General features: G+C 57.8%; 21 protein-coding genes. 12 read left to right on the top strand and 9 right to left on the bottom strand.

Annotation, left to right across the window (positions count from 1 at the left end; all coding sequences use genetic code 11):
• Nucleotides 1-17: 17 nt before the first annotated feature.
• The 3 genes from modA to modC are packed head-to-tail and all read left to right on the top strand — an operon-like array spanning nucleotide 18 to nucleotide 2,686.
• Nucleotides 18-869, top strand: a complete 852-nt coding sequence (gene modA / locus LRR79_RS11325) for a molybdate ABC transporter substrate-binding protein (protein ID WP_231757312.1) — start codon at nucleotides 18-20, stop codon at nucleotides 867-869.
• Complete coding sequence (gene modB, locus LRR79_RS11320) at nucleotides 859-1,551, top strand: molybdate ABC transporter permease subunit (protein WP_231757311.1); 693 nt, start codon at nucleotides 859-861, stop codon at nucleotides 1,549-1,551. The genes modA and modB overlap by 11 nt, the downstream gene beginning before the upstream one ends.
• Complete coding sequence (gene modC / locus LRR79_RS11315) at nucleotides 1,541-2,686, top strand: molybdenum ABC transporter ATP-binding protein (protein ID WP_231757310.1); 1,146 nt, start codon at nucleotides 1,541-1,543, stop codon at nucleotides 2,684-2,686. The genes modB and modC overlap by 11 nt, the downstream gene beginning before the upstream one ends.
• Nucleotides 2,687-2,767: 81 nt before the next feature.
• Here modC and LRR79_RS11310 read toward each other — a convergent pair whose 3' ends face one another.
• Complete coding sequence (locus tag LRR79_RS11310) at nucleotides 2,768-5,950, bottom strand: efflux RND transporter permease subunit (RefSeq protein ID WP_231757309.1); 3,183 nt, start codon at nucleotides 5,948-5,950, stop codon at nucleotides 2,768-2,770.
• Between the two features lie 5 nt (nucleotides 5,951-5,955).
• The gene (locus LRR79_RS11305; RefSeq protein WP_231757308.1) at nucleotides 5,956-7,158 is read right to left on the bottom strand and encodes an efflux RND transporter periplasmic adaptor subunit; all 1,203 of its coding nucleotides are present in this window, start codon (nucleotides 7,156-7,158) and stop codon (nucleotides 5,956-5,958) included.
• 361 nt (nucleotides 7,159-7,519) lie between these two features.
• Here LRR79_RS11305 and LRR79_RS11300 point away from each other — a divergent pair, with 361 nt between their 5' ends.
• The 9 genes from LRR79_RS11300 (at nucleotide 7,520) to LRR79_RS11260 (ending at nucleotide 18,049) form a co-directional block, all read left to right on the top strand.
• Nucleotides 7,520-8,197: a TetR family transcriptional regulator gene (locus LRR79_RS11300; protein ID WP_231757307.1), complete on the top strand. Its 678-nt coding sequence runs from the start codon at nucleotides 7,520-7,522 to the stop codon at nucleotides 8,195-8,197.
• Between the two features lie 215 nt (nucleotides 8,198-8,412).
• Nucleotides 8,413-10,518 carry a carboxy terminal-processing peptidase gene (locus LRR79_RS11295; protein WP_231757306.1) on the top strand — a complete coding sequence of 702 codons (2,106 nt, stop codon included), beginning with the start codon at nucleotides 8,413-8,415 and terminating at the stop codon, nucleotides 10,516-10,518.
• A gap of 138 nt (nucleotides 10,519-10,656) precedes the next feature.
• Nucleotides 10,657-11,472 (top strand): exodeoxyribonuclease III, encoded by an 816-nt coding sequence (xthA, locus tag LRR79_RS11290; protein ID WP_231757305.1) that lies wholly within the window; start codon nucleotides 10,657-10,659, stop codon nucleotides 11,470-11,472.
• A 207-nt stretch (nucleotides 11,473-11,679) separates the two neighbouring features.
• Complete coding sequence (locus tag LRR79_RS11285) at nucleotides 11,680-12,024, top strand: metalloregulator ArsR/SmtB family transcription factor (protein ID WP_231757304.1); 345 nt, start codon at nucleotides 11,680-11,682, stop codon at nucleotides 12,022-12,024.
• A 99-nt stretch (nucleotides 12,025-12,123) separates the two neighbouring features.
• Nucleotides 12,124-12,597: an arsenate reductase ArsC gene (locus LRR79_RS11280; RefSeq protein WP_231757303.1), complete on the top strand. Its 474-nt coding sequence runs from the start codon at nucleotides 12,124-12,126 to the stop codon at nucleotides 12,595-12,597.
• A gap of 26 nt (nucleotides 12,598-12,623) precedes the next feature.
• Nucleotides 12,624-13,685 (top strand): ACR3 family arsenite efflux transporter, encoded by a 1,062-nt coding sequence (gene arsB / locus LRR79_RS11275; protein ID WP_231757302.1) that lies wholly within the window; start codon nucleotides 12,624-12,626, stop codon nucleotides 13,683-13,685.
• Nucleotides 13,682-14,401 (top strand): arsenical resistance protein ArsH, encoded by a 720-nt coding sequence (gene arsH, locus LRR79_RS11270; RefSeq protein WP_269455075.1) that lies wholly within the window; start codon nucleotides 13,682-13,684, stop codon nucleotides 14,399-14,401. The genes arsB and arsH overlap by 4 nt, the downstream gene beginning before the upstream one ends.
• Before the next feature lie 499 nt (nucleotides 14,402-14,900).
• On the top strand, nucleotides 14,901-16,427 hold the full coding sequence (locus LRR79_RS11265; protein WP_231757301.1) for a TonB-dependent receptor: 1,527 nt from the start codon (nucleotides 14,901-14,903) through the stop codon (nucleotides 16,425-16,427).
• Nucleotides 16,424-18,049 (top strand): TonB-dependent receptor domain-containing protein, encoded by a 1,626-nt coding sequence (locus LRR79_RS11260; protein ID WP_338146946.1) that lies wholly within the window; start codon nucleotides 16,424-16,426, stop codon nucleotides 18,047-18,049. Before LRR79_RS11265 ends, LRR79_RS11260 begins: the two co-directional genes overlap by 4 nt.
• Before the next feature lie 92 nt (nucleotides 18,050-18,141).
• Here the strand turns inward: LRR79_RS11260 and LRR79_RS11255 are convergent, their stop codons facing one another.
• From LRR79_RS11255 to gspJ, 7 genes are all read right to left on the bottom strand, one after another.
• Nucleotides 18,142-20,346 carry a hybrid sensor histidine kinase/response regulator gene (locus tag LRR79_RS11255; protein WP_231757299.1) on the bottom strand — a complete coding sequence of 735 codons (2,205 nt, stop codon included), beginning with the start codon at nucleotides 20,344-20,346 and terminating at the stop codon, nucleotides 18,142-18,144.
• 56 nt (nucleotides 20,347-20,402) lie between these two features.
• Nucleotides 20,403-20,609: a DUF2788 domain-containing protein gene (locus LRR79_RS11250; protein ID WP_231757298.1), complete on the bottom strand. Its 207-nt coding sequence runs from the start codon at nucleotides 20,607-20,609 to the stop codon at nucleotides 20,403-20,405.
• Nucleotides 20,610-20,777: 168 nt separating this feature from the next.
• Complete coding sequence (locus LRR79_RS11245) at nucleotides 20,778-21,047, bottom strand: acetyltransferase (protein ID WP_231757297.1); 270 nt, start codon at nucleotides 21,045-21,047, stop codon at nucleotides 20,778-20,780.
• Between the two features lie 212 nt (nucleotides 21,048-21,259).
• Nucleotides 21,260-21,748, bottom strand: a complete 489-nt coding sequence (gene gspM / locus LRR79_RS11240; RefSeq protein WP_231757296.1) for a type II secretion system protein GspM — start codon at nucleotides 21,746-21,748, stop codon at nucleotides 21,260-21,262.
• Nucleotides 21,749-21,760: 12 nt separating this feature from the next.
• A complete protein-coding gene (gspL, locus tag LRR79_RS11235) occupies nucleotides 21,761-23,104 on the bottom strand; it encodes a type II secretion system protein GspL (RefSeq protein WP_231757295.1) in 1,344 nt (447 codons plus the stop codon).
• Complete coding sequence (gspK, locus tag LRR79_RS11230) at nucleotides 23,105-24,154, bottom strand: type II secretion system minor pseudopilin GspK (protein ID WP_231757294.1); 1,050 nt, start codon at nucleotides 24,152-24,154, stop codon at nucleotides 23,105-23,107.
• Nucleotides 24,154-24,957 carry a type II secretion system minor pseudopilin GspJ gene (gene gspJ, locus LRR79_RS11225; RefSeq protein ID WP_231757293.1) on the bottom strand — a complete coding sequence of 268 codons (804 nt, stop codon included), beginning with the start codon at nucleotides 24,955-24,957 and terminating at the stop codon, nucleotides 24,154-24,156. Before gspJ ends, gspK begins: the two co-directional genes overlap by 1 nt.

The raw sequence follows: 24,957 nt of genomic DNA, 5'->3' as shown, positions 1-24,957 counted from the left end.
CGGCCAGGAGAGCAACCGTGCCGAGACGGTATCTACAGGGATGGCACAGAGTGATCCGCGCGATGGACCACTGGATCGCCCGCGCGCTGCTCGGGGTGACCCTCGTTGCGGCCCTCCCGGCTGCCCATAGTGACGAAATCACCATCGCCGTCGCCTCCAACTTTTCCTCCCCCATGGGCGAGATTGTCAGCGGATTTGAAGCAAGCAGCGATCACCGGGTGCGCGTAGCCCTTGGCTCTTCAGGAAAGCTCTTTGCACAGATTCGCCACGGTGCCCCCTTTGCCGCATTTTTTTCCGCAGACCAGGACAAAGTGCGCGCTCTGGTTGCCGCTGACGCTGCCGATGCCAGCAGTCGCTATACCTACGCCCTGGGACGCCTGGTGCTGTGGACTACCGATGCCGAACTCGCGGGCCGCGAGCGCCAGGCTCTCGAGGCCGGAAAATTCCGGCATCTGGCCATTGCCAACCCCAGGCTCGCCCCGTATGGCGCGGCGGCCTTGCAGGTTATAGACGCACTGGGTTTGGCAGAAGAGACGAGCACAAAACGCGTTGTGGGTGAAAACATCGCACAGACCTATCAATATGTCGCCAGCGGCAATGCGCAGCTGGGAATGATCGCCCTGTCTCAAGTATTCCGCGATGGGGCCATCACCCATGGCTCCGGTTGGCTGTTACCCGATACGCTGCATCATCCCATTCAGCAGGATGCGATTATCCTGAAACGGGCCACCCAGGATGGCAAGCGCACCGCAGTGGACGCCTTCTGGACCTATCTGCAAGGGCCAGAGGCACAGCGAATTATCGAAAGTTACGGCTACCGGGTAGCCGCGACGTCATCGATAGACCGGGGACCACTGAATGCTGAGTGAATCCGATCTTGCAGCCATCTGGCTGACCCTGAAACTGGCCGCGACGGTTACCCTGCTTTTGCTGATACTCGGTACCCCATTGGCCCACTGGCTGGCAAATACGCGCTCCCGCTGGCGCGGCCCGGTAAGCGCCCTGGTCACGCTGCCGCTGATATTGCCGCCCACCGTGCTGGGCTTTTATCTGCTCATCTTTATGGGTCCGGAAGGCCCCATGGGGAAATTGACCGAGTCTGTCGGACTCGGCACGCTGCCGTTCACCTTTCCCGGGCTGGTCTTCGCATCGCTACTCTATTCACTACCTTTTGTGGTGCAGCCCATCCAGAACGCCATCGAAGCGCAGGGCCGCCGACATGCCGAGGTGGCCGCGACCCTCCGAGCTGGCCCCTGGGATCGCTTTTGGCATATCACGCTGCCACTCGCCAAACCCGGCATTGTGACCGCTGCGGTCCTCGGCTTTGCCCATACGGTGGGTGAGTTCGGGGTAATCCTGATGATTGGCGGCAATATTCCCGGTGAAACCCGGGTAGTGTCGGTACAGATTTATGACCATGTGGAAGCACTGGAATATGCGCAGGCGCACTGGCTGTCTGCGGCCATGCTGATCTTTTCGTTTTCGGTTCTGCTGGCGTTGTACACCTTGCAGCGTCGGCGTGCGGCGAGCGGGTGGCGCTATGGACCCTAACCAGAATACGCAACCGAAGATCGCGGGGCGCTTTCTGCTGCCGCTGCGCAGCGATGCGCAGGGTGAACCATTTACGCTGGACGTGGATTTCGAAATACCCGGTCGCGGAGTAACCGGTATTTTCGGGCCATCCGGGTCTGGAAAAACCACCCTGCTCCGCTGCATTGCCGGCCTACAACCCTGCGAGCACGCCAGCCTCCAGGTAAATGGGCGCCACTGGCAAACAGCGGATGACGACCGTACGCCACTGGCGGTACATCGGCGCCCATTGGGGTATGTATTTCAGCAGCCCAGTCTTTTTCCCCACCTCACCGCCGCTGGGAATCTCGCGTTTGCGCGCAAACGGGCGGCACAGAAGGTGACCGCCGATGAGTACGATAAAATCGTGGCGCTGATGGGCATCGCACCACTGCTGGAGCAGCGACCGCATGCGCTGTCTGGGGGTGAACAGCAGCGGGTCGCCATTGCCCGCGCACTGCTGGTCAAACCCGAACTACTCCTGATGGATGAGCCGTTGGCCGCCCTGGACCAGATGCGCAAGCGGGAAATCCTGCCGTACCTGGAACAGCTCCATCGCACACTGAATATTCCCATCCTGTATGTCACCCACGCGGTAGAGGAAATCGCCCGGCTCGCCGACCATGTACTGCTGATGGAAAACGGCAGGATTCATCGCGCCGGACCTGCCACCGAACTACTGTCGCGCACCGATTTCCCGGTACAACTGGGGGACGATCTGGGCATATTACTGGAAGCGGTGGTGACGGCGCGCGATCCTGAGTGGAACTTGATGCAGGTGCAGTTTGGCGGTGACACCGACACCCTGTGGCTACGGGACAGTGGCGAGGCGTGCGGCGACCGGATTCGCGTTCGCATTCTGGCGCGGGACGTAAGCCTGACCCGCAGTGAGGATCAAGATTCCAGCATCCTCAACCGACTGCCGATGTGTGTGCAGGAAATATCGGCGGATGCGGATCCCGCAATGGTTCTGGTGCGACTGCGGCCACCGCGCAGCGGGACGGCGAAAGCGTCCGGCATCATTGCCCGGATCACCCGGCGCTCAATGCACCTGCTGGACCTGCGGGAAAATACAGCCGTGTGGGCACAGATCAAATCCGTAGCCATCGTGCGCTGAACCGCGAATCGCTCGTCGGACATAAAAAAGGCCGGGACGCTTTCGCAATACCCGGCCAAGGTTTACAGACGTGAGATCGGTTTACGCGGGTTCCGAGCGCCGCTCGGATTGTTCTGAATCAATCCCGAGCTTACCGACAAAATTTTCACCATCGGCACCGTCCGTGGGCACCGCCTTTTTCCCGAACAGTCTCTGCACCACGACAAAGAACAGTGGAATAAAGAAGATACCCAGCAGAGTACCCACAATCATTCCGCCAAGCACGCCGGTACCAATGGCCTGCTGAGCACCGGAACCTGCGCCAGACGCGATTGCCAGTGGCAATACGCCAAGCCCGAATGCCAGCGAGGTCATGATGATCGGGCGCAAGCGGTCTCGTACCGCCGCCATGGTGGCTTCGACCAGGGCCATACCGGCTTCCAGATTCTGCTTGGCAAACTCCACAATCAGAATCGCGTTTTTACTGGTCAGACCCACGGTGGTGAGCATCGCGACCTGGAAGTAGATATCGCGCTCGAAGCCACGCAGATTGCTCGCCACAATCGCACCGAGGATCCCCAGGGGCGCGACAAGCAGTACCGCAGTGGGTACAGTCCAGCTCTCGTAGAGGGCCGCGAGACACAGGAACACAATCAGGACAGACAGTGCATACAGCAGCGTGGTCTGCGACCCGGCCTGCTGCTCCTGATAAGACAGTGCGGTCCATTCCAGGCCAAAGCCTTCCGGCAGCTGGCTCACCAGGCGCTCCATTTCCGCCATCGCATCACCGGAACTGACGCCCGGTGCGCCCTGCCCCTGAATCTGCACCGCCGGTACACCGTTATACCGCTCCAGACGCGGTGAGCCGTAATCCCATTCGAAGGTCGCGAATGAAGACACCGGCACCATTTCCCCGTTGCTGTTGCGTACGGACCACAAGCGGAAATCCTCCGGGTTCATACGGAAAGGCGCATCCGCCTGCATATAAACCCGCTTGATACGGCCACGGTCGATAAAGTCATCGATGTACTGGCCACCCCAGGCAACCCCGAGAGCGCTGTTGATTTCACCAATCGACACACCGAGAGATGCCGCCTTCGCATTGTTCACTTTCAGCTTGAACTGCGGTGTATCTTCCTGCCCGTTGGGACGCACGCCGGCCAACAGCGGACTCTGGGCGGCCATACCGAGCAGCTGGTTGCGTGCGTTGATCAACGCCTCGTGCCCCTGATTGGCATTGTCCTTCAGATACATGGCAAAGCCTGCGGAAGTACCCAGCTCCGGCAGTGCCGGTGGCGAGAACGCATAGGCAATGGCATCTTTGATCTGGCTCAGAGCGCCCATGCCCCGCATGGCGACAGCGCCCGCCTGCTCTGATTCTTCCTCGCGCTCACTCCAGTCCTTTAACTTGATAAACGCCATGGCGTTGTTCTGACCACTCCCGGCAAAACTGAATCCCTGAACGGAGAACACGGATTCAACCAGGTCGGACTCATTCTCCAGGAAGTGATTTTCCAGCTTCTCCACCGATTCCATGGTGCGCTCCTGTGTCGCGCCCACCGGTGTCTGTACCAGCGAGAAAAGCACGCCCTGGTCTTCTTCCGGCAGGAAGGAACTCGGCGAACGCACAAACAGGAAGACCATCAGTGCGCTGAGCAGTGCGAAGATCACCATAAAGCGTCCACTGCGGGCCAGAATGCCGCGCACACCGCGCTGATAGGAGGCCGCACTGCGGTCAAAGTTGCGGTTGAACCAGCCGAAGAAGCCTTTCTTGGTACCGTGATCACCGGGTTTCAGCATGGTGGCACAGAGGGCCGGTGTCAGCACAATGGCAACGATCACCGAGAAGGTCATGGCCGCCACAATGGTGGCGGAAAACTGGCGATAGATAATACCGGTGGAGCCATCCATAAAGGCCATGGGTACGAATACCGCAGACAGCACCACACCGATACCAATCAGTGCGCCGGTTATCTGCTTCATGGATTTTTTGGTCGCCGCCTTCGCCGACAGTTTTTCTTCATGCATTACCCGCTCGACGTTTTCCACCACCACGATGGCATCATCCACCAACAGGCCAATGGCCAGTACCATGGCAAACATGGTGAGCATATTGACGGAAAAACCGAGTATCGACAGCACCCCAAACGTACCGAGCAATACAACAGGTACCGCGATCGTGGGAATAATGGTGGCGCGTAGGTTCTGCAAGAACAGCAGCATGACCAGGAATACCAGAATGACCGCTTCCACCAGCGTCTGGATCACGCCTTTGATCGACACCTCTACGAAGGGGGTGGTGTCAAACGGAATAACCGTTTTCAGCCCCTCGGGGAAATTCGGCTCCAGTTCCGCGAGTTTTTGCTTTACCGCTTCGGCGGTTTCCAGCGCATTGGCGCCGGTAGCCAGGGAGATGGCCACACCGGTGGCCGGCGCGCGGTTGTAGCGGGTCAGAAAGTCATAGCTCTCGGTGCCCATTTCTACCCGCGCAACATCCCCCAGACGCAATACCGAGCCGTCCTCATTCGCGCGTAAAACGACGTTGCGGAATTCTTCCGGCGTCTGCATGCGGCTCTGGGCGGTAATACTGGCAGTCAGCTGCTGGCCCTCGACCGCGGGCGTGCCACCCAGACTGCCGATCGCCACCTGCGAATTCTGATTGCGCACCGAGGCGATAATATCGGTGGGGGTCAGTTTGTAAGCATCCAGTTTGTTGGGGTCGAGCCAGATACGCATGGCATACTTGGATCCGAACACCTGAATACTACCGACACCGGGCACTCGGCTCAGCGGGTCGACCAGGTTGGATACCACGTAATCCGCAATATCCTCCTTCTTCATACCGCCATCGGTGGAAACAAAGCCCGCTACCATCAGGAAGCCCGCACGGCCCTTACCCACGGTAAGACCCTGGCGCTGTACGATTTCCGGTAACAGCGGCATGGCGAGCTGCAATTTGTTTTGCACCTGCACCTGCGCGATATCCGGATCGGTCCCGTTCGCAAACGTCAGCGTCACTTCCGCCGTACCAATGGACTGACTGGTGGCCGACATGTACAGCAGGCCGTCGAGACCTTTCATGTTCTGCTCGATGACCTGAGTCACCGAATCCTCGATGACCTTGGCGGACGCGCCGGGATACGCGCCGGTAATGGAAACCACCGGCGGCGCAATATCCGGGTAGCGCTCCACCGGCAATTTGCTGATCGCGAGGCTGCCAAACAGCATCACGACAATGGCGATCACCCAGGCAAAAATCGGGCGATCGATAAAGAAGCCTGCCATGTCAATTACCCCTTGCTGGCGTCGCTCTGCGCGTTTCCTGCGGTTTCGTTTTTCGGAGCCGGAAGATCAACCGGAGCGGGCGTCGCCGCCTCACCGGCGTTTACCACAATCCCGGGACGAATCTTTTGCAGCCCCTCCACAATCACGCGGTCACCGGCTTTCAGGCCACTTTCCACCAACCAATTGGCGCCAACGGTCTGGGATACCTGAACCGGGCGGACTTCGACGGTGTTCCCTTCACCGACCACCATGGCCGTGGTATTTCCCTTGGGATCCCGTGCAATCCCCTGCTGTGGAACCAGCACCGCATTTTCGCGCTGACCGCTGCCCACAGAGGCCCGCACATACATTCCCGGCAGCAGCAGATTGTCCGGGTTCGGTACAACCACCCGCAGACGGACGCTGCCAGTGGTCGGATCCACACTCACCTCAGAGAATGCGAGTTTTCCAGCGTGGGGGTAGGGAGTGCCGTCTTCCAGCAGAATCGTTACCGGCAGGTCGTCGGTTTCCTGCATAGTGCCCGCGGCCAGTGCCTTGCGCAGATTCAACAGCTCGCTCACGGACTGGGTAAGATCCACGTAGATTGGATCCAGCTGCTGGATCGTCGCCAACGGTGCTGCCTGATTGGTGGTAACCAGCGCACCCTGGGTCACGGAAGAAATACCAATACGACCGCTGATCGGCGCACTGATTCGGGCAAAATCCAGCATCACCCCGGCACGCTGCACCGCCGCCTTGGCGGAGGCGACGTCCGCTTTCGCCTGTTGCAGTGCAGCAATCGCGGAATCGTTGTCCTGCTTGCTCACTGCACCGCTCTTTACCAGTTCTTGGGTGCGTTCCGCCTGCAACTTCGACACATTCAGAATGGCCTGGGCACGCTCGAGCGCCGCCTTGGCGCTGTCGTAATCGGCCTGGTACCGGGCATCATCCAGCTGATACAGCGCGCCACCGGCTTCCACCAGGCCGCCCTCTTTAAACAACTGATCTTTGACGATGCCATCGACCTGCGGGCGCACTTCGGCCACCTTGAACGGGCTGGTGCGACCCGGAAGCTGCCGGGTCAGCGTCACCGGCTGGGTGCCCAGTGTGACGACCGTGACCTGCGGCGTTTGTCCCTGCATGGCCGGCTGTTTTTCCCCGCAGGCTGCGAGCAGCACTACGGCAAGCAACAGGCTGCCGGAGATCAACGACTTCTTTTTGTGCAACATGACGACCTCTTGATAGCGTCCATTCCGGTGCCATCGGCACCACCGCGATTGAAAAACAGATAAAACGACGCCGCTCGGGCGAACCGGAGCGGCCAACGTAAAAAGAGCGTGACAGGCTGACTGATTGACCCGTTCCGCGCGTTGCCCCCAAAGGAGCGAAAAGAAAAGCGCCTGCCGAACTGACCTGACTTTTGTAGACAGCGTGGCAACCTGGTGCGATTTAAATACATTCATGAATGAATATCAACTATTTATTCATGAGTGAATGTAAAGTAAGATCTGCGGCCGTAACCATGCGCCCGAACAACCCCGAACAACATCGTCCAGTACGACGCGCAGTACCTATCTACAGGATTCGATCATGGCCAAACGCACCAAAGAAGACGCTCTGGAAACCCGCGAGAGGATTCTGGATGCGGCCGTCGAGGTCTTTGACCGGCGCGGTGTTTCGCGCCCGTCCCTTACCGAAATCGCCGAACTTGCGGGCGTCACCCGCGGCGCCGTCTATGGCCATTTCCAGAACAAGGCAGACCTGTTCAGCGCCCTCGCCGACCGCATCCAGCTGCCGGATGAATCCCTTTGCCAGGGGTCCCATCAATCCTGTGACCCGCTGGGAGAGTTGCGCAATCGCTGTCTGTTCATGTACCGCGAGGTCATGTCGAACGAACAGTGGCACCGCATATTCGCCATTATTCTGTTGCGCTGTGAATGGGTACCGGAGAATGGTGAGATCCACCAGCGCTGCAGCGAGGGGCACGCCGAAGGTACCGAACGTTTGCGTACTCTCATCCAGGGTGCGGTTACTGTGGGGCAGCTGCCAGCGGATCTGGACATTGAAGTAGCGGTGCCCGTCGTGCACGCGGGCATCATCGGATTACTGCAGGAATGGCTGATGCGGCCGGAGGCGTTCAATATTGCCGAGGTCGGAGCCCGCCATGTGGAAGCGATGCTGGAAATGCTGAAAAGCTCCGCCCACCTGAGAAAGGTTCCCACTGCGGAGACCTCGGAACTGGCAGCGGAAAAGACAGAAGCTGAGTAATTTTTCACCACCAGCGGACCTGTGGCGGGAAATTCACCTCTCTTGTTGCCCTTTGACAGCAACCTTTCGCCTCGTTCAAGAAGCATTTCATGCCTTTCGGAGCTTTCAGCCTTTATACTTGTCCTAAGCTATAAGTCGCCACTGCTCCGGAAGCCCCCTTCCGGCCAACTATGACAGTGGGACGCCTTGAAGTAGGACGTATAAAGAGACTCCTTATGCTTAGCAATCGAATAGCCGCACTGATTTCCGGCCTTTCCCTCTCTCTCCTGGTAGTGACCTCCCCGGCCGTTCTGGCCGCTGACACCGAAGAGCTCAAGCCCCACGAAGACCAGGGTGGAACCGCCCGCGAAATTGTCAGCAAGCTCGAGATGCTGCATTACAACAAGCTCAAAGTGGGCGACGAGATGTCTGCCGGTCTTTGGGACGAGTACATCGACAGTCTCGACCCCACCAAAAGCTATTTCCTGTCCTCGGATATCGATGAATTCCGCCAGTGGCGCACCAAACTGGACGACGATCTGCGCGCGGGCAATGTGGACCGCGGCTTTGACATCTACAACCGCTACCGCCTGCGTATCTCGGATCGACTGAACAACATCGTGTCGCAGCTGGAAAATGGCCTGCCCGAATTCGACTTCACCAAGGAAGAGTCGCTGGAGCTCGACCGGGAAGACAGCGCGTGGCCGAAGTCAATCAGCGAGGCTGACGACCTGTGGCGCAAACGTCTCAAGAGCAGCGTACTGAACCTGCGACTCACCGACAAAAGCGATGAAGAGATCGCCGACCTGCTGAAGCGCCGCTACAAAGGCCAGCTCAAGCGCCTCAGCCAGCAGAACTCCGACGACGTGTTCGAGCTCTACATGAACTCCCTCACCCGTCTGTATGACCCCCACAGCAACTACCTCTCGCCCCGCTCACTGGAGAACTTCAACATGAGCATGTCCCTCTCACTGGAGGGCATCGGTGCCGTGTTGCAGATGGAAGACGAATACACCAAAGTGGCACGCCTGGTTGCCGGCGGTCCGGCGGATCGCACCGGCAAAATCAAGCCGAACGACAAGATTGTGGCGGTAGGCCAGGATAAAGACGGCGAAATGGTGGACGTGGTCGGCTGGCGTCTGGACGATGTGGTGGACCTGATTCGCGGCTCCGCGGGCACCTTCGTACGTCTCGAAACCATTCCCACCGGTGGGGACGGCAGCCACCGCACCATCACCATCAAGCGCAGCAAAGTGAAGCTGGAGGATCAGGCGGCCAAGAAAGCCATATTCGAGTTTTCTGACGGCGAACAGAGCTACAAAATCGGCGTTATCAACCTGCCGACTTTCTACATCGACTTTGAGGCCTACCGTCGGCGCGACCCGAACTACAAAAGCACCACTCGCGACGTAGCGCGACTCCTGGATGAGCTGCAGAAAGAAGGCGTTGACGGCGTCATTCTTGACCTGCGCAACAATGGCGGCGGCTCTCTGCAGGAAGCCACCATGCTCACCGACCTGTTTATCGATCAGGGCCCGGTGGTTCAGATTCGTCACGCCAATGAGCAGATCTCCCGCCACAACCGCTCCCGTTCACGGGCCATGTATCGCGGCCCGCTGATGGTGCTGATCAATCGGCTGTCGGCCTCTGCTTCGGAGATTTTTGCCGGCGCCATTCAGGACTACAATCGCGGCCTGGTGGTGGGCAACCAGTCTTTCGGTAAAGGTACCGTACAGACCATGGCTCCCCTGAAAGAAGGTCAGCTGAAAATTACCCAGTCCAAGTTTTACCGGGTATCCGGTGACAGCACCCAGCATGCGGGCGTAAAACCCGATATTTCCATGCCACAGCTGATTGATAGCGAGCAGGTGGGGGAAAGTGCCTACGACACCGCCCTGCCCTGGGATCGCATCCACGCCGTGCGTCACGCCAAGTACTTCAACCTGAAAGACCTGGTACCCCAGCTGTCGAAGAAACATGACAAACGTACCGCAATCGATCCGGACTTTGTCTTCCTGCGCAAGCAGTTTGAATACCAATCCGAACGCGCAGACCGCAAGGCCGTATCGCTCAATGAGCAAGCGCGGATCCAGGAGCGGGAAAACCTGAATCAGGAAATTCTTGCAATGGAAAATGAACGCCGCAAAGCCAAGGGTCTGGAACCCTATGAAAGCTTCGAGGCCTATGAGAAGAGTGAGTCGGAAGACACCGCCCCGGTGGGTGGCCCGACCGAAATCACCCTGGAAGATGATCCAGTGCTGAACGAAGCGGGCTATATCATGGCGGATTTCATTGGCCTGAAGAAGCACGCCAACTCGCCGCAAGTAGCCAACTTCGACTGACCGGCGTTCGCCAGAAGCCAACAGCCCGGGAGTGGTGTCACCCCGGGCCAACAAAATTTCTGCCAAGCCCGCTGCTCTTGTCGAGCCGCGGGCTTTGGCTTTTTACCTATTTGATAAAACACTTTGGGGGGAAGGAAAATGAAAGTCGTATCCTTTAACGTAAACAGCATTCGCGCACGCCTGCACCAGATGGAGGCACTGGTAAAGACCCAGTCGCCAGATATCATCGGCCTACAGGAAACCAAGGTGACAGATGAAGACTTCCCGGTCGATGTCATTCGCGACCTGGGGTACGAGGTCATCTATTTCGGTCAGAAGACGCACTACGGTGTTGCCCTGCTCTCCCGCTACCCCTTTCTCAAGAAGCAGTACGGTTTCCCCACCGACGCCGACGATGCCCAGCGCCGCCTGGTGGCCGGCCAGTTTGATATCGGAGCCGATCAACCGCTCACGGTAATCAATGGATATTTTCCTCAGGGTGAGAATCGCGAACACCCGGTGAAGTTCCCGGCCAAGCAGAAGTATTACGCGGACCTAGACGCGTACCTGAACAACAGCTGTGACAGCAAAGCGCCGGTTCTGGTGATTGGCGACATGAACATCTCCCCCACCGACCTGGATATCGGTATTGGCGAGCCCAACCGCAAGCGCTGGCTACGGGATGGCAAATGCAGCTTTTTGCCGGAGGAGCGAGAATGGCTGGAGAAAATTCACAACTGGGGGCTGGTGGATACCTTCCGCGCGCAGTACCCGGACACCGATGACCTGTTCAGCTGGTTTGATTACCGCAGCCGTGGTTTTGACCGTGAGCCGCGGCGTGGACTGCGCATCGACCTGATCCTGGCATCCCAGGTACTGGCCGAGCGCTGCGTGAATACCGGTATCGACTACGATATCCGCGGTATGGAGCGTCCCTCGGATCACGCGCCCGTGTGGGCGGAATTCGATATCTGACCCCTCCAGCAGCAATGCGCGCCGGTGAATGCCGGTGCGCACCCTACCCACCTCCGTTTTCGTTCCCCTTTCCCGCTCCCCTTCGGAACACCCCATCCCGCAGCATCCCTTGAGCTACAAATATTCGTTTTTGCATATATATGACTTTTCGAATATCCTTACCCCAAGTTTGAATTGTACTTCGCCCACCCGGGCCAGGAGCCACCGATGAACCCGGTTTCCGTCTTCAAATGTCTGGCTGATGACACCCGACTGCGCAGCCTTCTTCTGATCGCCAGCGAGGGCGAGCTCTGCGTCTGCGAGCTGATGTGCGCCCTGGATCAGAGCCAGCCCAAAATCTCGCGGCACCTGGCCCAGCTCCGGAACTGTGATCTGTTGCAGGATGAACGCCGTGGCCAGTGGGTGTACTACCGCCTTGCCCCGAGCCTGCCCCAGTGGGTTACCGACATTCTTCAACAGACTCTGCAGGCCATCCCCGGGTTTATCCAGCCCAATCATCAGGCGCTCAGTCAAATGCAGGACCGCCCAAGCAGCGCCGCCAATTGCTGTTGACTGAGCAACGAAATTCCAGCGGTTTCTGACCATCGCGTCTGATGCCCATCAACCATTGATCCAACAAAATACCGACTGCCCTAATTGAGAGAGCTTCCGATGAAAATTCTGTATATCTGCACCCATAATCGCTGCCGCAGCATTCTGAGCGAAGCGGTGACCAATTACCTCAGCCAGGGACGTATCGATGCGCGCAGCGCCGGTAGCCAGCCAAGTGGCGAAGTACACCCACTGTCACTCAAGTATCTCGCGGAACGGGGTATTTCCACCGAAGGCCTGAAGAGTCAGTCTTGGGACGACTTTGAAAGCTGGACGCCAGATCTGGTGGTCACCGTATGCGACAGTGCCGCTGGGGAGGCCTGCCCAATCTGGCTGGGTGAGTCGACCAAAGTGCATTGGGGCCTGGAGGATCCGTCGAAACTGGAAGGCAGCGAAGAAGAACTGGCCCGGGCGTTCCATCAGACGATCGATGCCATTCAGGCGCGCGTAGAAAAGATGCTCGAGCTGGAGCTGGACAAGAAGCACGGATCCGACCTGCGTGATGCCGCGCAGGCCTTGGTTCAGGGCGAATAATCGGCAACAAACAGGAGAGCAGAAAAATGGGAATCTTTGAGCGCTATCTGTCTCTTTGGGTAGGACTGTGTATTCTTGCCGGTCTTGTTCTCGGCAACATGGCACCGGAAGTATTTCAGCAAATCGCCGGGATGGAAATCGCCCACGTCAACCTGCCCGTCGCAGTGTTCATCTGGGTGATGATCTATCCGATGATGGTGCAGGTGGATTTTTCTTCCATCAAGCATGTCGGTGAAAAACCAAAGGGGCTGGCCCTTACCCTGGTGGTCAACTGGTTGATCAAGCCCTTTACCATGGCCGCGCTCGGCTGGCTTTTCTTTCGGGTACTGTTTGCGGATCTTGTGGACCCGCAAACTGCATCGGAATATATCGCCGGTATGATCCTGCTGGGGGTCGCCCCGTGTACAGCGATGGTATTTGTGTGGAGCCAGCTCACCCGCGGCGACGCCAACTACACCCTGGTGCAGGTCTCGGTGAACGATGTGATCATGATCTTCGCGTTTGCGCCCATTGCTGCCCTGTTACTTGGGGTCAGCGATATCACGGTGCCCTGGGATACCCTTATCCTTTCTGTAGTGCTGTACGTATTGCTACCTCTGATCGCCGGTATCCTCACGCGTCGCGCCCTCGATAAAGCCAATGACCACAGCCGCCTGGAAAACTTTCTGCAACGGGTAAAGCCAATTTCCGTGGGTGGCCTGCTGGCGACGGTGGTTCTTCTGTTTGGGTTCCAGGCTGAGACTATCCTCGCCAATCCGCTGGCGATTCTGCTGATTGCAATTCCGCTGTTGATCCAGACCTACGGCATATTTGCATTCAGTTATGTTGCCGCACACAAAATGAAACTGCCGCATAACATCGCTGCACCGGCATGTATGATCGGCACTTCGAACTTTTTTGAGCTGGCGGTTGCGGTGGCCATCTCACTGTTTGGACTGCATTCCGGGGCCGCGCTGGCGACCGTGGTTGGTGTTCTGGTGGAAGTACCGGTCATGCTGTCTCTGGTTGCAATTGCCAACCGCACCCGCCACTGGTTTGACGGGAACACCGATCAAACCACAGAGACCAAAGTGGGAGAAAATGTGTGAGCGAACAGATTAGCGATATACCGAACCTGGTAGCGGACTGCTTCCGGGAGACCGACAAAAGCCAACTCACTGCGCCGATTGCCGAAACAGCACCCAAAATTCTGCTGCTATATGGCTCCCTCAGAGCACGGTCATTTTCGCGTCTCGCAGCGGAAGAGGCAGCGCGTATCCTCAACCGGCTGGGTGCGGAAACCCGCATTTTCAACCCATCCGGTTTGCCACTGCCGGATGACGCCGATGCCGAGCACCCCAAAGTCCGGGAACTACGCGATCTCGCCACCTGGTGCGATGGCATGGTGTGGTCCTCACCGGAACGTCATGGTGCCATGACCGGTATCATGAAAGCCCAGATCGACTGGATTCCACAGGCGATGCAAGGTGTGCGGCCCACTCAGGGAAAAACTCTCGCCGTGATGCAGGTATGTGGTGGCTCTCAATCGTTTAATGCCGTCAACCAGATGCGTATTCTCGGTCGCTGGATGCGCATGGTCACCATCCCCAACCAGTCTTCTGTGGCCAAGGCCTGGCTGGAGTTTGATGACAATGACCGCATGAAGCCTTCCTCCTATTACGACCGCATTGTGGACGTGATGGAAGAGCTGATGAAGTTTACCTACTTGCTCAAAGACAAACGGGACTACTTTACCGATCGCTACTCCGAACGAAAGGAAACCAGTGAAGAGTTTCGAAAGCGGATTGATCAACGCTCCATGTAAGTGCAACCTCTGCAAAGCTGGTGTCGCACACGCGGCACCAGACTTCAAAATAAGTACCGACCATTCGGGTAAAACCGCAAACCCATTTCAATGCGCATCGCGTAGCGAAGCGCATGGGCGCCTCTTCAAAACCCTCGTCCTTGCCATGAGGCATCCACAGGCGTTTTAAACAAGGTTTGCACCACCGCCCCCGAGCTGCGCAGACAGCCCCTCCTCCACATAGAAAAACCGGCAATCTCTGGATTATCACAGCTGGGCAATTTGCTCCGTCAATGGCGCTGATAGATAAAAAGTATCTGTCACCCTTTTGCGATAAACCGGAAATATTTCCTTCACTCCATTGAAAGACTTCTCACCAACAATGGGCCCGCCGAAAGTTCGGCCGGCTGCACTGCAGGCCGAGACCAATATCAACGAGATACATATTCAGGCCAACGGGAAGATACCGAGGATACGGTACGCCCGTACGGGTTTTAGAAGTACACATTAGGAGAGTTCCATGAACAGTCCCGTAAAAAGCAACGTGTTCCCTGTTGCGCTACTATCCGCTGCGGTAATCTCCGCGCTGGGAATCGCACCGACCGCCAGCGCGCAACAGACGACTTCGGCCATTCGTGGCGTGGTTACCAGCGATGGGGGGAAACCCGTCGAAAATGCCAAGCTCACCATCATTCACCAGCCCTCCAATACCCAGAGCATTATTGAAAGTGGCAATGCTGGCCGCTTCAATGCATCCGGCCTGCGTGTAGGTGGTCCTTATACCGTGCGCGTTGAGTCCGATTTTGGTGATGAGACGGTTAACGGCATTTATCTTTCCCTGGGCAATCCCTTAGTCCTCCCCATCGACCTCGATAGCGATGACGTGGAAGTGAATGAACTTGAAGAGGTTGTAGTGACAGCAGAGGCGCTGCTGTCAAAGAACCGCGGTTCCAGCAGTGTTTTCGGTGAAGACCAGATTTCCTCCGCTGCAACCTTCAATCGCGATCTCAAGGAAGTCATCCGGGCCAACCCACTGGCGGTGGTCAGCCCCGATGGCACCGAGCTCAGCATCGCGGGCTCCAACCCGAAATACAACGCGTTCACCATCGACAGCGTGGGTATCAACGATACGTTCGGCCTGCAGTCCAACGGTTACCCCACCAACCGCCCACCGATCTCCCTGGATGCGGTTGAGCAGATCTCCGTGGATTTCGCACCATTCGATGCCCGTATCGGCAAGTTTGGCGGCGGTAACATTAACGCCGTGACCAAATCCGGTACCAACGAATATCACGGCAGCATCTATGTCGAAAATACGCCGTGGACTGGCACAGCCAAAGACGATCGACTGCCCACCGATGGCTCGGTTACTGAGATCGATATCGAGAACGAAGAAGAGACTTACGGTGCGACCTTCAGCGGCGCGCTGGTACAGGACAAACTGTTTTTCTTCTCTTCCTATGAGAAGTGGGAAGAAGAAGTCGCGTTTGATTACGACCTGAACACCCTCGCCAATCACGATGTCACCCCAGCGGAGCGCGACCGCGCCCTGGCGATTCTTCAGGATGTATACGGCCTGAATGACACTGCAGGATCTGCCCCTGATCCCGATAGCGATGAAAAGGTTCTGGTAAAACTGGACTGGAATATCGCCGATAACCAGCGCGCCGACTTCACCTACAGCACCCAGGAAACCCGCTCCGCGCGCAACTACACCGACGGCAGCGCCACCCTGAATCTAGGCTCCAACCTGTGGACCATGGCCCAGGACACCACCTACTACACCGCGCACCTGTTCTCGGACTGGAGCGATGTATTCAGCACTGAGGTGAACCTGTCCTACAAGGACTATGAGCAGGCCTCCCTGACCAGCTCCAGCTGGGGGGAAATCAATATCCAGACCGAAGATGGGTATATCGTCGCCGGTGCGGATGAAAACCGCCACGCTAACGTGCTGGCCAACGAAGTATGGAACTTTGGCGTACACGGCACCTACCTGGCCGGTGAAGTCCAGTATCGCTTCGGTGCGGAACTGGAGGACACCTGAACTACAACCTCTACGGCCGCGATGCACGGGGCACCTGGACCTTTGACGACCTCGACGCGTTTGAAAACCGCGAAGTCGCCAGCCTCGAGTACAGCAACGCCTACACCAATAACATCGATGATATTGCCTACGATGTAAACGGCACCACCTACTCTCTCTATGGTGAAGCCACCTTAGAGCCATTCGCCGGATTTGAGCTTGTGGCCGGTCTGCGCTACGAGACCCTGAGTATCGACAGCGCCCCCAACCAGAACGATAATTTTGTGGAAACCTATGGTTTCAGCAACACTGAAAACCTGGATGGACGCGACATCTTCCTGCCGCGTATCGGCTTTAACTGGGAGCTTCAGGATGACCTGACCCTGCGCGGTGGCGTCGGACGCTTCAGCGGCGGCATGCCGCTGGTGTGGGTATCCAATGCCTACACCAACGACGGCACCACCAAGGATTCTTACTACAGCACCGATGTTGACCCTTCCGACGTCAACTTCACCGGTGTCCCTCAGGCGGCGTTGGACGCCCTGGAACCCGGTGCCGGCAGCACCAACACCATCGATCCGGACTTCGAGCTTCCTTCCGACTGGCGCTACCAGCTGGCTGCGGACTATGTGTTTGCAATTCCGGGCGTGGGTGATGACTTCAGCTGGAGCACCGAAGTCATGTACGTCGATCGTGAAAATGCGGTGTACTGGCGCGACCTGTCGCGGGTCGATAACGGCAAGCGTATCGGCGACCGCATTATCTGGGACAGCATCTATGACGGCACCGAGTTCGAAGGCAACTACGACCTGGAGCTGACCAACGTCGACAATGGTGGCCGCAGTATCATTTGGTCCACCGCCCTGGACAAAGCCTTTGACAACGGCCTCTCCTTCAACCTGTCCTACACCAATCAGGACATTACCGAAGTGAATCCGGGTACCAGCTCCACGGCGGAATCCAACTTCCAGTACGAAGTAACCGAAAACCGCAACCAGCCCCTGGAAGGCACTGCCTACTATGAAATCGAGCATCGCTTCGTTCTGAATCTGGGCTACCGCGCCGAGTTCATCCAGGGCTACGCCACCAACTTCAACCTGTTCATGGAGCGCCGCTCTGGTCGTCCGTTCTCCTGGACCTTGGACTCCTACCGCGATGCACACTTCGGCGATCAGGCCAGCTTCGACGACTCCGATGTGTACCTGGCCTATATCCCGTCCGGTGCAGATGACCCCAACGTGGACTTTGAAAATGGTCTGAGCTACGCGGAAATCATGGAAATGGCCCGTGCCGCCGGTGTCGATGGCTATGCCGGTGGGTTTGTAGACAAGTACTCCGACAATATGCCCTGGGTAACCACCATGGATCTGGCAATCAGCCAGGAAGTCCCAGGATTTATGCCGGAGCACCGCGGTCTGGTGTACCTCACCATCGACAATTTCGCCAATCTGCTCAACGACGATTGGGGTAAGGTGTACGATCTGGAGTACCCGCAGAACAAACTGTTCGATTTTGAAGTCAATGAAGAAGGACAGTACGTTTACGACGAACCATTCGGCGGCTTTGATTCGCGCAACTACAGCCGTTTCGAGGCAGCGGAGTCTACCTGGCGTGTGAAGCTGGGCCTGAAGTACAACTTCTGATCCAGCCCCTGCGGAGCCAGAACTTTACGGCTCCGCAAAACAAAAATGGCCTGTCATAGACAGGCCATTTTTTTAACGGCTTCGCGATCTGCTTATTCGCCGAGCCAACGTTCCAATGTCTCCGCCAGACTGTCTTTACTCAATGGCTTGGTAAGGAAATCATCCATTCCCGCTGCCAGACACCGCCCCTCAAACTGTTCTTCCGTGGTGCTGGTCAGCGCCACGATCGGCAGGCGGTCATCCGTCGAGTACTCGGCTTCCCAAAGCCGCAACTGCTCGATGATCTCGGCACTGTGTCCGGTATTCTGCTGGCAGTCCACCAGTAACAGGTCATAGTTTCCATCCGGCAGTAGTGCCAGGGCTTCTTCAACCGAGGGCACCACCTGGACCTGATACCCCAGTGCCTGAACCATTTCCTCGGTCACCCCCTGGTGCTGACGGGACTCTTCAATCAGCAGCAGGTTGTTTTTCCGAGGGACTGCCGAATGCTGGCTGACCACCCGGCGGCTGGCTTTTTTCTGGCCGCCGAACAACCGCAATACCAGTGCGTCGTGAAACTCCTTGCGGGTAACCGGCCGGGCCAGATACTGTGCTTCTGGATCGGCGGCGGCCAGCGGAGAAAATTCCAGCTTGTGCCCGTAACCGCCCAGGCACAACAGCGGGAATCTTGCATTCTCCACCTTGTTGGAGGTAATCACCTGAGTCACGCCACTCAAGAGCTGCGCATCTCCCGCCGCCGGCGCCAGGACAACCAGCTGACCGCGCTCCATAAACTGCAACAGCGCATCCATCGGTGCGGTGCTGCCGTCCTCCCACACCTCGCAGGACACTTCCATGCCGAAGGATTTCAGCTGCTGTACGATACCACCGACAAAGAGGCCACGCTGATGCAACAGCAGGATATCGGTATCCTGCAGGCGCCGGTCTGGTTGCAGGTAAATCCGCTGGTTCGGTTCGATTTCGAATTTGATGACGGCCTGATAGCGGTTGCCCTCATCCGAGGAGTACAGCTGCAGATACCCGCCCATGGCTTCGGCCAGCCCTTTGGCAATATTCAGACCAAGCCCCGTGGTCACCTGTGTGGTATCCATCCGTGAGAATGCACCAAACAGCTCAGACTCGTCCGGAAGAATTTCACCACGGCCATTGTCCACCAGTTTGAGTGTCAACTGCCCCTCGTCGGCCCCTACCTGCTCAAACAGGACTTCGCCCCAGAGCTCGCCGCTTTCTGCAATCACAGTGGCAGAGTCCACCAAGTTGCGGATCAGCTGGGCGGTTTTTCGGTTGTCCCCGGTTACCATCACCGGCAGCTCGTCGCTGATCTGGAAGTTGAATTCCAGACGTTGCCGTTGAGCAGCCCGAGCGGCGAACTTGAAGGCTTTCTCAATCGTGCGCACCAGATTGAATGGGGAGCGCCGCAAGTGAATGTCCTTACGCGCCACTCGCGTGAACATGCCCACGTTATCCACCAGCTTGAGCTGTTGATTACAGGCATTTTTCGCCAGCCGCACCCATTCCCGCTGGCGCTCGGAGAGCCGGTCGCCCTCCAGCAGCGCCAGAGCGCCGAGAGAATCCGACAGCTGACTGCGAAACTCCTGACCGACATTGGCCAGAAACTCATTGGTGACCTCCACCGCGGCGTCGGAGTGCTTACGCGCGGCGGCGAGGTTACTGGCCTTCTGCTGCAGTGCCTGCATCGCCGCTACCCGATCCCAGTAGTTTTCCGACTCGCGACGGGCCTGATGGGCCATCAACCAGACAAATGCCAGCGTCAGCGCGCCGTAGATGGCACCCAGTATATCCGCCGTCATGAAGCCTTGAAGAGCGGCCGGTACCAGCGACCCTGCGAGAAACCAGGTGAGAAAACGGTGGTAAGGAGAAAATACCGAGGCCACGCTGGCACAGAACACGACGGTGTATAGCCACAGGAACTGGGTGGCGGGCGAAAAGCCCAGCAGAAACACATGGCTCAGCAGGATTACGCCCCACCAGATAGCGCCGAGCGTGGAAGCGAGGAAATAGCGGTGACGCCAGCGCTTGGGCCCGGTGGCATATATATGGTCAAAGCGGAACACGTAATAGGCGCGAAACAGGGTCACCAGCACCAACACAATCGCCAGTGACAAAACAAGCTTCGGTGCAATCGTTCTCAGCTCACCAATGGCAACGGCAATGGCGAACGCCACCATGGTGAACAGCATCCCACGGCGGCTGTACTTGGCGATCCGGGTATCCGTATTCCGGCATACGCGGCGATCTTTCTGAACTTTGAGTTCCGGGTGATCAAATAACGGCATAGCGATTTCCGGCGAACGCTCCCTGTGACGGAAATGTCGGGCGTTGCAATGGCCTGTTACTGGCCGAGGCCCATGACTTCAACCAGTACGGTTTTTACGAGGAAGCCCAGCAAGCCTAGACCAAGGGCAATGAAGAGAATAAAGGTGCCAAAGCGACCCGCCTTGGACTCTTTGGCCAGATTCCAGACGATAAACACCATAAACAGGATCAGGCCCCCAATTCCGACAATCAGGGAATACTCTTCAAACAGCTCAAAGCTCATGACACCACTTCCACGCGCATTCCCGGCTTCGACCGGGTTACCACTTAACCCGGCCTGTTACCGGAGAAAAATTGGCGCGTATTGTATAGGAGGTCGCTACGCTTAACCATGTAACTTTCGGGCAGATCCCGGGGAATTCCCTATCCATCCTTGCGGACAGGCTATACCTCAGGCGCCCTGATAATAGTCGCTATCATCAACGCGAGTGCCGCATTTCACACGACGCACTTCTCGATCCCGGTAGCGACTATCCTGCCAGCAACGGGGCAAAGATTCCCCCGAAAGAAAGCGCAACTGCTCTTTGTCGAATACTTCCGGGTCCTGAATTTCTTCCCCCCACAGGTAGCGTCCGACGACGGTCAATTCGTATGGGTTGGTCAGGGTGACGACATCGGCCACATCAATCAGGTGATTGCCGTCGGCGTTTCTCAACAACATGTTTGGCCCCTATTTCTTCTCAATACCCATCAGTATAGAGAGAAAATGGCGCCATCCGAGGACGAATTCGGCGGAAAAGCACCCTACGCCGGCACCTATCACTTCGACACAGACGAAGCTAGCCAGGAAATACCCGGGCAATCATGTGAAAAAATCGGAATATCCGTCAAATTTCGCACACATGTGCTGGATATTGGAAATATGGGAGCGCCCTAGCGCTCCAGAGTAAGGCGGGCGGACACCATGCCCTCTTCAGCCAGGGCATCGACGCTGACCGAGCGAATGGTAAAGCGCTGCTGCAACAGGGTGTTCAGCCATGGCTGAAGATCCTGGTAGCGCGCCTCATCCACCCACAGGCGAATACGACGGTCGCCTTCTGGCTCAAAGCGCTTGATCGTGACTTGATGATTATTTGCCGCTGCCGTTACCCGCTGCAGCAAAGTGCCCTTGCCCTGGGACTGCCCGCCACTGGCGCGCTGTACCCGCTCCAGCTGGGGCCGCTGCCGCTCGATCCACTGCACCAGCTCCCGGGCACTTTCCGCATCGGTCCGGGCGCCCTCGAAGAATGACTGCGCCGGCTTGAAGAGACCGAATACGATAATCATCAGTCCCAGAAACAAGCCAAGAATACCCAGTGCCCGCTGATCTCCGGGCGGCAAGGCGAGCCACTTCTGCCGCCACTGTTCGATTGTATGCTTCATATTTGCTCTTTGTTATCGCGGTTGTCGCAGGCGGATCCGCCCGGAAACCCCTTCTTCCAGCTCGTTGGCGGCCAGCAGCTCGGCTTTGTACTGCCCCTGCCCCAAGCGACTGACCACAGAATCCAGCTGACCGAGGTTGGCGGCGCGCAGCTGTAATACCAACTCGCCGCGGTTGCCGTCGAAACGCAGAGACTGCAGTTTCAGGTCGCTATTTTTGGCACCTCCCCAGACAGTGCTCAACTGCTGAAGTTGTCCCGCGAACTCTCCGCCACTGCCGCTCGACTGATTGAGATAACCGGTAATCTGCCGGCGCAGATCCGCGCTGGGAGAATCCCCCGGAAAGATCTCGCTGAACAGATCCCTGGCCTCCGCTTCCGCCTTCGCCCCCTGGATTTTGTAATAGGTGCCCGCGCCGATAAAAAAGACCAGCTGCAGTACAAAACACACGACGACGGCAATCGCCGGCTTTTTCCACCAGGGGCCTTCGGCGGATTGCAGAGCAACCTGATACGGGCCTGTCAGCAGGTTTCCTGACACCGTGGGTGCTACACCGCCAAGCAACAGGTCTTGTGGCGTCCCGTCAACCGGCTGCACGGTACCCAGCTGTTCCAGCGTAGCCCGCTCCAGCTCGGTGGCATCGCCCATTAACCGCAATGGCGCACCCGCGGCCGGCTCGCCCTGCTCAGGCTCCTCGCCCGCCTCCGCCGCATCGGCAAACAGGCTCTCGGCGATCACCCCCGCCAGCGTCCGGTTGACCGAGAGGCCGCGACCACCGGTGTGCCAGAAATGGGCACGCTCGCCGTCAAACCACACCGCGGATTCGGATCCCGTGTCCGCCAGCAGGCGATATTCGGGGATGGCGACGGTAACCGGCCATCCGAGCCGCTCAATCTGCGATTTGAGAATCGCCAGCTTCAGACTGGCCACCGCCATAACACTGCACAGATCACCCTGCACCGGTTCACAGACGAAATGGAGCTCTTCAACATCTGCCGCCAGCTGCTCCTCCACCATGTAGCCCACCGCCTGGCTCTGCCGCCGGGCTGCCCGGGGCACCGATTCGAGGCCGTTCCAGACCCAGGTGCCCGGGATCAGGATTACGCCACGCTCTCCCGGTTCAAAGGTCAGCGCGATGCCAGGATCCGGCGCGGAACCCTCTTCCACAGGTGGTTGGGCATCCTCTGACCCCGACGGGTCGGCAAACGCCTGCTCGAAATCTTCGTCAACGGCCACCGGTTTCCACTGCGCCTGGTGCCAGTACTCAAGCACAACAGCGCCGGCTCCCAGCTCCTGATTGCCGCTATGGGCACCAGCGCCGGGCTCCCGCAGCCGCAATAGTTTTACTTCCTGGCTCAATTAGACCCCCAATAATTCCTGCAAAAACTGCCCGGAGAACTCGCGCCGCTGACGCTGAATCACTTTTATTTTCCCGGTGGTGGTGTCGAGTTTCAGAATCGACTCCCAATACTGCCGGTGTTCAGTACCCGCCTCCAGGCCCAGCTGTACTGCAATGTGCGCCACATAATACGCGCTGTTGAAATCCAGATCGCCCCCGCCGGAAATGTTGAACGGGGAGAGATCAGACATCTGGGTAAACGCTACACCGGATTCCCGCTGCGTAATCAGACTCGCGATATTGGCCGATGGGAACATCGCCGATAACAGTCCCTCCGATGCGGTATTCACATTCACCGGAGTACCCGCCTCCGGTAGTGCGCAGAGTTCAGGCTCGAGCTGACGCCAGATTTCCGGGTCCATTCCCTGCACCGCGCGCAATTCAGACACATCGGTAATCAGGGTATCTGGAGTGCGATAGGCCAGTTCCAATCCGAGATAACCGGTGTCTTCTCCCCCGGACGCGAGCGGGGTATCACCGGGGTCGAGCCAATCCTCGATACCCAGTGCCATATCCGCCGGCCCACCCAGGTTACTCACCAGACGGCGCAGAACAGGCCCGGGACCACTGCCAGCGGTACCACTTCCGCCGGAGTCCGCGCCGCTGGAACCTCCAGGAACCGTTAAATTATTTACATTAAAACAGCCCTGCAAGTCCTTGATTAATATACGTATTTTCCCATTACCCGGATTGAACTCTGTCTGATGCTGAGCCCAGAGTTCATGTAGATTGTCACTAGCGCTACCGGCTTCACGGTCTTCTTCAAAGTCTTTTTCGAGCGTTACTGTCGCCCAGGCCTCCGCCCCGTGCACAAATTCCGCGAGTTGGGTATTGGCGAGAATTGCACTGGTACGGGAAATGGCCAGGCGGTTGCGTGTCACCGCATGGGTCACTGCCGCCACTGCAATTACCATTACCAGCAAGACAGTAATCAGCGCCACACCCCGCTGGTTGCGCAGCAGTCCACCGGCACCGGCGCGATTAATACCGTGACAACTTGCAGAGGTCATTACTGGCGCTCCTCGTCATCACTTCCACCGCGGTCATCATCCCCGCCACTGCTGCTGGATCCACCGTCATCGTCACCGCCACTGGAGCTGCCACCGCTACCCCCGCTACTGGTAGCCACAGCATACGCCGGCAGCGAAAACAGACGGCGCATTTCACCACCGGTTCGAGTCAATAATGTCACCTCGATGGCCTGGGGCAAGCGCAGATCCACGGCACCGGGGGTGGTTGCCGAGGAGGCCGGAGGCCACTGAGCGAGCCAGGTCTGGGTATCGCGGTCGAAATACCGCACGTTCAGTTCGATCACCCCATCCAGTACTGGCTCAGCCACCGGCTGCGAATCGGGGCCGCGGTCGAGAATGCGCCAACGGCTGCGCAGCAGCAGCGCGGTATCGTCGTCCGGGGCTGCGTACCGCTCGTCGTCCTCCTCCGCATAGCCGATACCGTAGTGAAGTCTCTGCAGGTTCCCGCGGGGGTCACCGGTCAGGTTGGCGGCCCCCAATCGGGTAAATTCAAACTCGTTACTCAGCCCCAAGAAAGCCGGCTCGTAGCCGCTGTAGCCATTTTTAACCGGGCGCGCGGTAAATTGCCGCAAATCATCATCCAACCGGTACATGGCCATGGACAAACGCCGCATTTCGTCGGCGCGCGCGTTCAAGGCACGGTCGGTGGAAAAAAACGTTTCCAGCAGGGAGTAGGAGCCAATGCCGATGATGGATACGATCACCAGCACGACGGTGACCTCAATCAGGGTAAAGCCTGACTGGGCAGGAATTGGCCGAGGGAGGGAACGGGGCACACGCAT

The organism is Microbulbifer elongatus, from assembly GCF_021165935.1.
Lineage (GTDB): Bacteria > Pseudomonadota > Gammaproteobacteria > Pseudomonadales > Cellvibrionaceae > Microbulbifer > Microbulbifer elongatus.
Note: the sequence above shows the minus strand (reverse complement) of the source record. Positions and strands in the feature narration are given on the sequence as shown.

Bases quoted from the DNA above. Each gene is read 5' to 3' on its own strand.
- modB (WP_231757311.1), top strand. From the start codon at position 859: ATGCTGAGTGAATCCGATCTTGCAGCCATCTGGCTGACCCTGAAACTG.
- modC (WP_231757310.1), top strand. From the start codon at position 1,541: ATGGACCCTAACCAGAATACGCAACCGAAGATCGCGGGGCGCTTTCTG.
- LRR79_RS11310 (WP_231757309.1), bottom strand. From the start codon at position 5,950: ATGGCAGGCTTCTTTATCGATCGCCCGATTTTTGCCTGGGTGATCGCC.
- LRR79_RS11305 (WP_231757308.1), bottom strand. From the start codon at position 7,158: ATGTTGCACAAAAAGAAGTCGTTGATCTCCGGCAGCCTGTTGCTTGCC.
- LRR79_RS11300 (WP_231757307.1), top strand. From the start codon at position 7,520: ATGGCCAAACGCACCAAAGAAGACGCTCTGGAAACCCGCGAGAGGATT.
- LRR79_RS11295 (WP_231757306.1), top strand. From the start codon at position 8,413: ATGCTTAGCAATCGAATAGCCGCACTGATTTCCGGCCTTTCCCTCTCT.
- xthA (WP_231757305.1), top strand. From the start codon at position 10,657: ATGAAAGTCGTATCCTTTAACGTAAACAGCATTCGCGCACGCCTGCAC.
- LRR79_RS11285 (WP_231757304.1), top strand. From the start codon at position 11,680: ATGAACCCGGTTTCCGTCTTCAAATGTCTGGCTGATGACACCCGACTG.
- LRR79_RS11280 (WP_231757303.1), top strand. From the start codon at position 12,124: ATGAAAATTCTGTATATCTGCACCCATAATCGCTGCCGCAGCATTCTG.
- arsB (WP_231757302.1), top strand. From the start codon at position 12,624: ATGGGAATCTTTGAGCGCTATCTGTCTCTTTGGGTAGGACTGTGTATT.
- LRR79_RS11265 (WP_231757301.1), top strand. From the start codon at position 14,901: ATGAACAGTCCCGTAAAAAGCAACGTGTTCCCTGTTGCGCTACTATCC.
- LRR79_RS11255 (WP_231757299.1), bottom strand. From the start codon at position 20,346: ATGCCGTTATTTGATCACCCGGAACTCAAAGTTCAGAAAGATCGCCGC.
- LRR79_RS11250 (WP_231757298.1), bottom strand. From the start codon at position 20,609: ATGAGCTTTGAGCTGTTTGAAGAGTATTCCCTGATTGTCGGAATTGGG.
- LRR79_RS11245 (WP_231757297.1), bottom strand. From the start codon at position 21,047: ATGTTGTTGAGAAACGCCGACGGCAATCACCTGATTGATGTGGCCGAT.
- gspM (WP_231757296.1), bottom strand. From the start codon at position 21,748: ATGAAGCATACAATCGAACAGTGGCGGCAGAAGTGGCTCGCCTTGCCG.
- gspK (WP_231757294.1), bottom strand. From the start codon at position 24,154: ATGACCTCTGCAAGTTGTCACGGTATTAATCGCGCCGGTGCCGGTGGA.
- gspJ (WP_231757293.1), bottom strand. From the start codon at position 24,957: ATGCGTGTGCCCCGTTCCCTCCCTCGGCCAATTCCTGCCCAGTCAGGC.